Genomic DNA, 12,187 nt, shown 5'->3' with positions numbered 1-12,187 from the left:
TGGAGTTAAAGACTTTGCAATACCTTGATTGCAAGTGTTATGGGCTAACGTCAAGTTTAATTTTTTGTGGATTGTAAGTATGATTGGAACCAAAGTAATTTCACCAAGTGAGCACAATTGTTTAGAAAATTTAGAACAATATGAAATTTTGAATGCCAAAACAGACCTTGTGTTTGATAAGTTGGTTGCTATGATGGTAAAGATGTGGAATGTTCCTTTAGGGATAATTAATTTTATAGATAATCCTGCTGTATGGGGTACTGCAGAACAATTAGAAAATGCTGTTGCATATACATCCAAGGATAGGAATATATGTTCAATTGCTATCCAGAGAGATAGAGTTGTAAAATTTGAAGAATTAACTAAAAACCCCGGTTTAATTTTAAATCCAATGGTACTTGGCGAACATGGCTTAAATTTCTTTGCCTCAGCCCCGATCATTACTAATAGCGGACTTCATGTAGGAACGTTGTGTATTGCCAGTGACCAATGGAAAGATTTTAATTCTATTGAACAAGAAAAATTAGAATTTATAGCAACTATGGTGACTAATGAAATGAACAGGCGGATGGCTGTTAATGCAGTAGCTTAAGTAATTATTGTTGCAACCCAAAAGCATAATAATCCAACTAATTATTTTAAATAGCGTTGCTATAGCCAGGGCAATGGAGAATCCCGGACCTCCCAGAGGTGAGCCGGATTTACCAGTTAATGCTGGAGTAAGTTTATTACTTGCCGCAGGGGTACTTTATGGACTAAAAAATCAGGCAGCTTAAACCATAATGCCTTCTTTTCTTAAAATATAGTTATAAATACCCTCAATAGGTTTTTGATATATTTTACCAACTTTTATCTGGTTGTTAAGGCAAACCTCTCTCAAAATGTCCTGATAATAAAAGGCTATTGAACCTACAAAGTGAGTGTCAAGGCTTTTGTAATTAGGGTAATCCTTAATGTTCGAATCAACAAACTCCTGGAAACCCTCACGTAAAATATTAATAATGAAAGGATGATCAGGATGTAAAGCCATAAAACGACTTATAGAAGCCAGATAGATGTTTGGCGCCGGTTTCTGATAAAGATTCGTAATAACCGATTCCTTATCAACCTGATAAGTTTCAGCAAATTCAACCGCAAGATCAGCCGGCATATGATGATAAAGATAGCTTGTAATCAGTTTGCGGCCAAAATAAGTGCCTGAACCTTCATCGCCCAAAGCATACCCTAAGCCATGTGCACCGTTATGAACCTCTTTGCCATCGTAGTAAGAAATATTAGACCCGGTACCTAAAATACAGGTCAACCCTTTTTTATCACCACAAGTTGCATATGCAGAACCAATCAAATCATGCTCAACAGACACATAAGCCTTGGTAAAGAACGAAGAAATCCCATTAGAGATTACCTCTATTTTATCAGGAGATGAGCAGCCTGCCCCAAAGAAATAAATTTCTTTAACCTTATCGGCGTAAGCAGCAATCTCCTTCTTCTTCGAAAACAACTTAAAAATATCATGTGCATTTAAGAAATAAGGGTTTATTCCTTGTGTGCTAAAGTTGATTTTTTCATTGGGGCTGTAACCCATCCAATCGGTTTTCGAAGAACCACTGTCTGCTACTAGAATCATGCGATAAAAATACTAATCTTATTGGATATTTAATGTGCCACTTATTTCTTTTAAGCTGATTTCCGTAAGTTTTGCCTGATATTGGGCCTCCAGGAACCTGGTAATTGCATTTATAGAATTTCTTTGAGCCTCTCTAAGCTCCAATGGGGCAATGCTTCCGAGCCTGTATTTTGCCAGAGTGATATCCAGATTTTGCTTGGCAATGTCTACATTTTTAGTCTCTATCTTTAATAAATCCAGGCTGGTTTTATAATTTTCAAATGCAGTTAGCAGCTGAGCATTAATGGTTAATCTGGTTTTTTCAAGAGCTACTTCTGACGAATTAATGGAAACCTTAGCATTTCTTTCATTCTGGCGCTGTAAAAAGCCATTAAAGATATTCATGCTGGCCGTTAAACCATACGAAATACCCTGGCCTCTAAATTTCTGATTAAAGCCCGTTGGGTTGGCACTTCTCGAAAACGCATAGCCACCATTTACGCCAACTACCGGATACCGCTGTCCCTTAACCTCCTTTAAGCTAAGCTCCGCCACCTTTTTATTTATAAATGCATGCTGTAAATCAGGATTAAGCTGTTGAGTTTGCTCTTGCAATAATGCGTAATCAAGTTTATAATCAATGTTCATGCCTTCTTCTGCAGTAAATTTAACATCAATAGCCCTGGCCATAACCTGGTTTAATGTAATCATAGCAGTTTGCAGCAGGTTCTTTTGTTGCAAATAGGCCGATGTATCCGTATTATAATCAACCTGAGCAGCCAAAACATCAAGCTTAGAACCCTTGCCAAGCTTCAGTTTATTGTCGGCAATAGTTAATCTGAACTTCGAAATATCCAAAGCACTATCATTGGCAAGAACAAGCCGCTGTTGTTTTACCACTGCATAATATGAACTAATAACATCAGCGATAGTAGTTAATATGGTAGCCTTGGCAGTCACTTCACCCTGTTTTTGCAACTCCTTTAATTTATCATAAGTAGCAAACATCTTAAAGCCATCAAAAATAGTCCAGTCCAGCGCTACGCCATAGTTCATGCTGGTGTTTCTAACCCCATCAGCAACCCTTTCAGCACCGGTCGATGTGGTCTGTACCGTATTTTGTCTGCTTCCATCAGTAGCAAAGCTGCCCGTAACTCCAGGTAAAAAACCTGCATTTCCGATATTGGTATTGTTCTTTGCAATTTGCAGATCATTATTAACCAGTTTTATATCGTAATTATTTTGCAGTGCAATGGTAATTGCCTGTTCAAGCGATAGTTTTTCCTGTCCCCATGCATTTTGTACAAAGGCTGCAAAAAGTATGATTAAAATAAAATTAAGCTTTTTCATATTTCTCTTTGTAAATGGCCCCTTATGCATTTTCCGTTTTCAGTGCAGCTATTAACGAATCCTTAAGTTCTGAGTTTTCCTTATGTTCTTTAGACCAGTACGAGTAAATAGCCGGAATAACAAACAGCGTAAGAATAAGCGCGAATATAGTGCCGCCAACAATTACAATACCCATACCCATTCTGCTTTTAGCAGCCGCACCTAAAGCCATTGCAATAGGAAGCGCGCCAATAGCAATTGCCAAACTGGTCATTAAAATAGGCCTTAACCTGGATACAGAGGCCTCTCTGATTGCATCATGAACACTTTTGCCCTTCTCTTTAAGTTGATTAGCAAACTCTACAATTAAAATACCATTCTTGGTTACTAGACCAATTAGCATAATGGTGCCAATCTGACTAAAAATATTCCAGCTCTGGCCAAACAACCAGAGCGATAAAAATGCACCAGCCACAGCCATCGGTACCGTTAATATAATGATAATAGGATCTTTAAAACTTTCAAACTGTGCGGCAAGGATCAGGTAAACCAGTAATAATGCAAGGCCAAAGGCGAAAGAAGTATTCGAAGCACTTTCTCTAAAATCTCTCGATTCGCCACCCAAATCTGTAGAAAAAGTTTCGTCCAGTACCTTTGCCGATATCCTGTCCATTGCCTCCAAACCCTCGCCTATACTTTTACCTGGAGCCAAACCTGCCGAAACAGTAGCTGCCGTAAAACGGTTATTACGGTACAATTGTGGTGGACTGCTTTCCTCCTTAGTCGAAACCAGGTTATCAATTTGAATTAACTCACCTTTGTCATTCCTAACATATACTGAGCTCAAATCAACCGGTGCCTTCCTGTCTCCAACTTCAAACTGGCCAATTACCTGATACTGCTTTCCGTTCATAAAGAAATAAGAAAAACGCTGACCACTTAAGCCCAATTGCAGGGCCGAGCCAATATCTGCTACAGAAACCCCAAGGTTTTTAGCCTTCGCCCTGTCAATGGTAAGGTCAATTTCAGGCTTATTAAACTTCAGGTTCACATCAGAAGTAGTAAAAGTAGGGTCCTTTGCCACTTCGTCCATAAATAGAGGCACTTTTTCGCGCAACTTTTCAAAATTCTGTGCCTGTATAATATAATTGATAGGTAAGCCACCTCTTCGGCCAACAGAAATAGTAGGCTGTTGTGTTACCACTACCTTACCTTCGGTATATTTTCTGGTGATTTTAGTTAAAGCATTAGTAATATCAGCCTGCGAGCGTTCTCTTTCGTGTGGATCTGTTAAGCCCATTCTTAAAAAACCACTATTTGTAGATGCTGAACCCCCAAAACCAGGCGAAGTTACCGTAATCGCAACTTTCTTTTCAGGCACAGAATCCTGAACCATTTGAGCCACCTTACCAACAAATTCATCAGTGTAAGCAAAAGACGAGCCCTCAGGCAATGTCATATTCATATTAATGGCACTCCTGTCATCATATGGAGCGGTTTCTTTAGGCAATATCTTCCAGAACAAAACAATAAGCCCCAAACACACCAAAATAATAGGTAATGCCAGCCATCTTCTGTCCAGAAACTTATTTAGTTTTTCCTCGTACCAATCATTCATGGCCACAAAGTAAGGTTCAGTCAGGTCATAGAATTTAGATTTCTTATGCCCGCTCTTTTTCATCAGGTAGGCATTCAACATCGGCGTTAACGTTAACGACACAAATGCCGATATCAGCACAGCGGCCCCAATTACTACCCCAAACTCCCTAAACAGCCGCCCTACAAAACCCTGCAAAAATATAACCGGTAAAAACACAGCCGCCAGCGTAACGGAAATCGAAATAACAGCAAAAAAGATTTCATTAGAACCTTTAATGGCAGCCTCAAAAGGAGAGTAGCCCTCTTCAACCTTTTTAAAGATATTTTCAGTAACCACAATCCCATCATCAACCACCAAACCCGTTGCCAGTACAATTGCAAGCAGCGAAAGCACATTAATAGAAAACCCAAAAATGTACATGATAAAAAAAGTAAAGACCAGCGATACCGGGATATCTATCAACGGTCTAATGGCAATTGCCCAATCTCTAAAGAACAGATAAATAATCAGAATAACCAGCACCAGCGACAATATAATCGTCTCTGCCACCTCAGTAACCGAACTCTGTATAAACCTTGTATTGTCTAAGGAGATATTAAGTTTTATATCCTGCGGAATATCTTTTTGAAGCTGATCAAAGCGCTTATAGAACTCCTTAGAAATATCAAGATAATTGGCCCCCGGCTGCGGAACAAGGCCTACAGCAACCATGGGTTTGCCAGACTCCCTTAAAACAGTTTCCTCATTCTCAGACCCTAAAACCGCATAGCCAACATCCTTTAACTGAACTACATTGTCAGAGTCATTTTTAAGTATCAGGTTGTTAAACTCATCCTCATCAGTTAATTTGCCTAAAGTTTTTATGACCAGTTCCGTGCTTGCACCCGTTATTTTACCCGAAGGCAACTCCACATTTTCCTTATCTAAAGCCGTAACAATATCTTGCGATGTAAGGCCATAAGCAGCCAGTTTATTAGGATCAATACGAATACGCATGGCGTACTTTCTTTGCCCTTGAATCTGTATACTACTAACCCCGGTTATTGTTTGCAACCTATCAGCAATAACATTTTCAGCATAATCACTCAGTTGCATTACATTTCGTTTATCACTCTGAATGGTCATCGTAATAACAGCATCCGAGTTGGCATCAGCCTTACTTACCACCGGGTTGCCATCAATATCTTTAGGTAGGCTTCTGGCCGCCTGCGATACCTTATCTCGCACATCATTTGCAGCATCATCAATATTCTTATCCAGATTAAACTCAATAGTAATATTGCTGCTTCCCTGGTTACTTGACGAAGAAATGTTCCTGATCCCATCAATTCCGTTAATAGATTTCTCGAGCGGTTCAGTAATCTGCGATTCAATAATATCAGAGTTAGCCCCCGGATAAGAAGTCCGTACCGAAACCACCGTAGGGTCAATATTCGGAAACTCCCTAATTCCCAAAAAGTTGTATCCAATAACCCCAAACAGCAGGATCATCAGGTTCATTACAATGGCCAGAACAGGCCTTTTTATACTAGTGGTCGAAATACTCATCCTGCCGCTCTTAGTTTTTAGTAACTGTTACATGTACCGGGGTTCCCGTTTTAAGTGCCATAGCACCAGTAGTTAAAACTGTATCCCCAACCTTTAATCCCGAAGTAATTACAATGGCTTTTGCCGTACGCGTACCCGCTTCAACAGGAACCTGCTGCGCTTGTCCACCTTTAGTTATAAACACCGTTTTCCCATCAAGTACCGGAATAATTGCCTCATTAGGTATTAAAATGGCATCATTTAAAGTAGTAAGGGCCAGTTTAACCCTTGCAAAAGCCCCTGGTAAAAGCTCGTTATTAGGGTTAGATGCCAGTGCTTTAATCTGCAGTGTTCTTGTTTGTGAATTTATTCCCGGTTCAATGGCAAACACCTTGCCGGTATACGATTTTGCAGAACCATCAGTTTTAAAAGAAATTTCAGAGTTTATTTTAATCTGTCCGGCATACTTCTCCGGAACCGCAAAATTTATTTTAATAGGATCAATACTAAGCAGGTTTACAATAACACTTGCGGGAGTAATATACTCGCCAACAGATATAGAGCGCAAGCCTACCTTACCGCTAAAAGGCGCATAAATAGAAGTTTTGGCCAGTTGTGCACGGATTAATTGCGTTTGCGACTTAAGCGATTGCAAATCTGCAAGCGAAGTATCATACTCCTCCTGGCTAATAGCACCCTTTTCCAAAAGCTGTTTCGCGCGGTTCTCATTAGTAGCCGATAACCTTTCCTTAGTCAGTGCGTCTTGCAATTGCGCCTGTATATCTCTATCGTTTATTTTTACAAGCAAAGCACCCTTGCTCACATTTGTACCTTCCTTAAAATGAATACCGGTAACCAATCCCGATACCTCACTTTTCAAAGTAACCGCCTCATTAGCCTCAATAGCCCCTGTGATTTCTAAATCATTATTAAATGCCGAAGCATTTACAACAACGCCATTCACATTCATCGCTTGTCCACCGCCTTTAGCACCTTTGCCTCCACCTTTTCCGCCACCTGAATTTTCGATGGCCTTATTGGCCGAAATTCTGTAGTAGATTAAATAAAGAAACCCTAAAATAATTAGGGCATAAACGATATACTTAAGCTTCATAATGCTGGGATAACTAAATGTTCTATTGACTAACTAGTATTAGCGCACAAAAATATTCAAATATAATGCCCCACAAACCTTGTATTAAGGATGTTACAGCCCATTTAACGTAATATTTTGCTTACGGGCCGCATAAAAAGACACATAAAATATACGCTATATAACTAACATTTGTGTAATTTTTTTAGAGCTCTTTGCCAATGCTAAAGCACTTTTATATAAGTTTGGAGCAGTAAAAGATGAACTAACTTATATTACAAAGATTTTTTGATGAAAACATCATTAGCAGGATTAATAGTATTACTATCAATTAGTATGACAGCAAAGTCGCAGGTACAGATCGGGTTCGAAGTAAATTTTACAGAACCACAAGCACATTACGTTGAAATGGAAATGAACATTTCAGGATTATCTAAGGATTATGTAGATGTAAAAATGCCCGTATGGGCACCAGGATCATATCTTGTTCGTGAATTTGCAAAAAACGTAGAGGGTTTTTCGGCGACCGCAAACAACAAGCCCGTTAAATTCGAAAAAGTAAGAAAAAACGCCTGGCGAATTTATTCGGCCAAGGCAAAAAACGTTAAAATAAAATACCGAGTGTATGCTTTTGAAATATCTGTGCGTACATCTTTTGTTGATGAAAGTCATGCATTCCTGTCAAGCACCGGAATATTCATGTACCCGGATGGTATGCTGGACCTGCCAATCACCGTTAAAGTAAACCCTTATAAAGGATGGGAGAAGGTATCAACAGGTTTAGAGCCTGTAACCGGAAAGCCATTTACTTATAAAGCCTCAAACTTTGATATTTTATTCGATAGCCCAATTGAAGTAGGTAATCAGGATGTTTTTGAGTTTACCGCATCAGGAGTTAAACATGAGGTGGCCATGTATGGTGGTGGTAATTATGATGCCGATAAGCTTAAAATTGATATGGCGAAAGTTGTGGAGCAAGGGACCGCAATTTACGGCGAAAACCCAAACAAACATTATACTTTCATTGTACACAACCGTGCAACCGGAGGTGGTGGTTTGGAACACTTAAATTCAACAGTGCTTGGTGCATCCAGAGATAAATATGCTGACACAAAAGGCTATAAAGATTTTTTAAATCTTGTTGCACATGAGTATTATCACCTTTGGAACGTAAAACGTCTGCGCCCTGTAGCTTTAGGACCTTTTGATTACGACAACGAGAACTACACCACCAATCTTTGGGTTGCCGAAGGTTTTACATCGTATTACGAGAATAAACTAACCCACCGCGCAGGTTTTTTTACTGTGGATGAAACTGCGCAAGCTCTTGCAACTGCTATTGCAAATGTTGTAAATACACCGGGTGCAAAAGTTCAGTCGGCTGCCGAAGCTAGCTACGATGCATGGATTAAGGCTTATCGTCCTAACGAAAACTCTAACAATTCAACCATTTCTTATTACAGTAAAGGTGAGGTAGTTGGTATGCTTATGGATCTCGAAATTGCCCATGCTACTAAAGGAACCAAAAGTTTAGATGATGTAATGAAAACCATGTATCATGAGTACTATAAAAAATTAGGGAGGGGTTATACTGATGCTGAATTTAAAGCCATGGTCGAGAAAATTAGCGGCATTAGCTTTACTAATTTCTGGGCCAAGTATGTAAACGGAACGGATGCTATTGAGTATAAAAAATACTTTGGCTATGCAGGAATTAACGTTGTAGATGAAAATGAGGGTAAAAGCGTACCTTATTTAGGTGTAGCATCTAAAAAAGTAGAAGGTAACATCATTGTATCTGCTGTTTCTCGTAATTCTGCTGCCTGGGAAGGTGGCCTAAATGTTAACGATCAGGTAATTACTGTTGATGGTGTACCTGTTGAAGTAGCGATAGAGAAAATGCCTGTTGTAACCGGTAAAAATGTTGGTGATGTAATTACAGTAACTATTAGAAGAGATGGTTTGGTAAGGGACATCTCGCTTAAATTAAAGGCTAATCCGAATGTTAAATTGGTAACAACAATTAATGAGAATGCCAGCGAAGGGGAGAAGAAAGTAAGGGAACGTTGGCTTAAAGGGTAAAAAAAGCTTGCATAGTAAGGAGCTACCACCATCACCTGATCCTGAGTTTATCTCAGGATCCCAGACTAGCAAGGCCATTTGGTAAGTTTTGATACAAGCAAAATCTTGATATAGAAACAAAGGCTGCGAATTTATATTCGCAGCCTTTGTTGTTTTTCAATTGGGAAGATGTTTAAAATTCTTGCTTTTAGAACGCGTAACGCAATGAAATACCAAAACGTGCTGCGGTAAATTCTGTTCCTTGATTAAGGGTAAACATTGGGCGCCAGTCAAATGCGAAATCAATTGGTGCGTTAGGGATTTTGAAATCTAAACCAGCAGTAGGTCTAAGTTGAACTGCAGTGGAGTGTTTTCCAAACAAGAAGTTCGGACCAACACCTAAATACCAATCTAATCCTCTTGCACCTGCAATTGGAGCCTGATATTGAAATTCTGCGCCTAAACCAACAACGTTTCCATCAAAAAAGATAAGGTTAGCATCAACTGCGCCGTTTCTAGAGAAGAAATGTTTCACGTTAAAACCAACGCCGGTTGAACCGTCGCCAGCATCAATGCGCATACCTAGCGCGGTTTTATAGCTTTGAGCATTTGCTACATTAGATGTTAATGCTAGCAATGCTGTACAACAAAATAGAGTAAAGATTAATTTTTTCATAATGTCTGTTTTTAACTTTTAATTAGATGAAAGCAATGATAACAACTATTGTGCCATGCCATGACATTCAGATTATAAATGCTGGTTTTCAGCTATGTATTTTTATATAATGGATGATTTTATAACGGTAATCTAAGTAGCAAGTGTAGCTTATCTCTTACAGAAGAACTTATCCTAAGAGCATTCCAATACTGCATTTATTATAGTTATGCTATGCGGTTATTATTTGTTGATCAGGCTGACTAATAATGGAAGTTATTCTTGTTAATTTAAAATGTTAGAGACACATATGCTTTGGGATATGTTGTGGCATGATGAACACTGTATATGACGAAAATCACATTGTAATTCTAAAATATTATTAATTATTTTTAGTTAAGTTTGGGAAACAAGGGGTATATAGAAAGAATATATGGACGTACCTTGGTTAAACCAAATTCTTATAGTGTAAATATTAAGCGAAGTACCATGGCTGTAACGATAACAAGAGTATTCGACTTGCTTCAATACAATTTAGAGAAATTTCCAAAGGAAGAATTTGTTAGTGGTAAAATAAACGGGCAATGGGTAAAATACAGTACTCAAAAGTTTTGTGATACGGTTGATGCGCTGAGCCGTGGGCTTATTGGAATAGGTATTGAAAAAGAATCCAGAGTGGCGGTAATTTCACATAACAGGCCAGAATGGAATATTGCCGATTTTGCCATCATGCAGATAGGTGCTTATCAGATACCGCTTTATCCAACACTTGCAGAGCACGATATTAAGTTTATCCTCGAAAATGCAGCTGTTACCGTGGTATTTGCGGCTGATGAAACGCTTTATAAAAAACTAAAAAATGTATGTGCCGAACTGAAATCAGCCATTAAGGTATATACATTTAATGAGGTTTCTGGAGCCGAGAACTGGTCTGTATTACTGGCCGATGGTATAAAGCAGTTTCAGATAAATCTGGACGAATACCGAGCGCAAATAAAGGCCGACGATATTTTAACTCTTATATATACTTCGGGAACAACCGGAACGCCTAAAGGGGTTATGCTTACGCATGATAATCTGGTTAAAAATTTCCAGAATTCGGCAGTGCTTTTACCAGATGGAATAAGAACAGGGCTTAGCTTTTTACCACTGTCTCATATTTTTGAGCGCATGGTTGTGTACCTGTATATGTTTACAAATACTGGTGTTTATTATGCTGAAAGCATGGATACTATTGTGGCCGATATTCAGTTTGTAAAACCTACGGTTTTTTCGACAGTTCCGCGGTTGTTGGAAAAGGTTTATGAGAAAATCATGGAAAAAGGCAAGGCGCTTACCGGTGTTAAAAGAGGGATTTTCTTTTGGTCGGTAACGTTGGCAGAGAAGTTTGAAATTGAAAGCGGCTGGTTCTATAATTTAAAACTAGGCATTGCCCGAAAACTGGTATTTAAAAAATGGCAGGAAGCCCTGGGCGGCAATATCATTGTTATTATTTCGGGCGGGGCAGCTTTAAATCCGCGGTTAGCAAGAATCTTTTGGGCGGCAGGTATGCCGGTGTTTGAAGGTTATGGATTAACAGAAACATCGCCGGTAATTACAGTAAACCATTTTGGTAATACCATGTTTGGTACTGTAGGGCCTGCAATTGAAGGGGTAGAGGTAAAGATTGCCGAAGATGGAGAGGTTTTGGCGCGTGGCCACGATATTATGAAGGGCTACTATATGCGCGATGACCTTACTGCCGAAACCATAGATAAGGATGGCTGGTTCCATACCGGCGATATTGGCGAGCTGGTAAATGGCAGGTTTTTGAAAATTACTGATCGTAAAAAAGAGATATTTAAAACTGCAGGCGGTAAGTATGTGGCGCCTCAAATGATAGAAAATAAATTTAAAGAAACACCATTGGTGGAACAGGTTATGGTACTTGGCGAAAATCGTAAGTTTCCATCGGCTTTAATTGTTCCTAATTTTGTTGCTTTAAAAGTCTGGGCCGAGAAAAAGGGAATAGGGTATACCACCGATGCTGAAATGGTGAAGGACCCGAATGTGTTAGAAAAATTTCAGCAGATTGTGGTGTTATCGGGTAAGGATTTTGGTAAATGGGAGCAGGTTAAACGCTTCGCTCTGTTGGCCAAACAGTGGACTATTGATGGTGGCGAGCTTACGCCTAAACTTAGTTTGAAACGTAAGATTATTCTGGAAAAGAATAAAGATATTATTGATAAGATTTATGTCGACGCAGAGAACTATAAAGAAGAGAAACACGAATAAGAACATTGTATTCTCGGCGGTTGCCTTTTTGCTTGCAGGGTT

At 39.1% G+C, this 12,187-nt stretch carries 9 protein-coding genes; 4 read left to right on the top strand and 5 right to left on the bottom strand.

Features of this window, described 5'->3' with window-relative positions; all coding sequences use genetic code 11:
* The first annotated feature begins 79 nt into the window (after window positions 1-79).
* Both CPT03_RS15905 and CPT03_RS23395 read left to right on the top strand, forming a co-directional pair.
* Window positions 80-592 (top strand): GAF domain-containing protein, encoded by a 513-nt coding sequence (locus CPT03_RS15905; protein WP_099439751.1) that lies wholly within the window; start codon window positions 80-82, stop codon window positions 590-592.
* A gap of 73 nt (window positions 593-665) precedes the next feature.
* On the top strand, window positions 666-776 hold the full coding sequence (locus CPT03_RS23395; protein WP_410522615.1) for a PID-CTERM protein-sorting domain-containing protein: 111 nt from the start codon (window positions 666-668) through the stop codon (window positions 774-776).
* Here the strand turns inward: CPT03_RS23395 and CPT03_RS15900 are convergent.
* Genes CPT03_RS15900 through CPT03_RS15885 form a run of 4 tightly spaced genes read right to left on the bottom strand, consistent with a single transcriptional unit; the run spans window position 773 to window position 7,176 of the window.
* Window positions 773-1,627 carry an N-acetylglucosamine kinase gene (locus tag CPT03_RS15900; RefSeq protein ID WP_245869864.1) on the bottom strand — a complete coding sequence of 285 codons (855 nt, stop codon included), beginning with the start codon at window positions 1,625-1,627 and terminating at the stop codon, window positions 773-775. The two genes, CPT03_RS23395 and CPT03_RS15900, sit on opposite strands and share 4 nt — an antisense overlap.
* Window positions 1,628-1,645: 18 nt before the next feature.
* Window positions 1,646-2,956, bottom strand: coding sequence for a TolC family protein (locus CPT03_RS15895; RefSeq protein ID WP_099441149.1), 1,311 nt, complete (start codon window positions 2,954-2,956; stop codon window positions 1,646-1,648).
* A 22-nt stretch (window positions 2,957-2,978) separates the two neighbouring features.
* Window positions 2,979-6,083, bottom strand: a complete 3,105-nt coding sequence (locus CPT03_RS15890; RefSeq protein ID WP_099439750.1) for an efflux RND transporter permease subunit — start codon at window positions 6,081-6,083, stop codon at window positions 2,979-2,981.
* A 10-nt stretch (window positions 6,084-6,093) separates the two neighbouring features.
* Entirely contained in the window at window positions 6,094-7,176 is a 1,083-nt protein-coding gene (locus CPT03_RS15885; protein ID WP_099439749.1) for an efflux RND transporter periplasmic adaptor subunit, read from the bottom strand.
* 270 nt (window positions 7,177-7,446) lie between these two features.
* Between CPT03_RS15885 and CPT03_RS15880 the strand changes: the two genes are divergently transcribed.
* Entirely contained in the window at window positions 7,447-9,237 is a 1,791-nt protein-coding gene (locus tag CPT03_RS15880; protein WP_245869863.1) for a M61 family metallopeptidase, read from the top strand.
* Between the two features lie 187 nt (window positions 9,238-9,424).
* On the opposite strand, the gene CPT03_RS15875 is transcribed toward CPT03_RS15880, so the two are convergent.
* Complete coding sequence (locus CPT03_RS15875) at window positions 9,425-9,892, bottom strand: hypothetical protein (RefSeq protein WP_099439747.1); 468 nt, start codon at window positions 9,890-9,892, stop codon at window positions 9,425-9,427.
* A gap of 468 nt (window positions 9,893-10,360) precedes the next feature.
* Between CPT03_RS15875 and CPT03_RS15870 the strand changes: the two genes are divergently transcribed.
* The gene (locus CPT03_RS15870; RefSeq protein WP_099441148.1) at window positions 10,361-12,145 is read left to right on the top strand and encodes an AMP-dependent synthetase/ligase; all 1,785 of its coding nucleotides are present in this window, start codon (window positions 10,361-10,363) and stop codon (window positions 12,143-12,145) included.
* Window positions 12,146-12,187 lie beyond the last annotated feature (42 nt).

The organism is Pedobacter ginsengisoli, from assembly GCF_002736205.1.
GTDB classification, from domain to species: Bacteria; Bacteroidota; Bacteroidia; order Sphingobacteriales; family Sphingobacteriaceae; genus Pedobacter; species Pedobacter ginsengisoli_A.
This window is presented reverse-complemented; position numbering and strand designations above follow the sequence as displayed.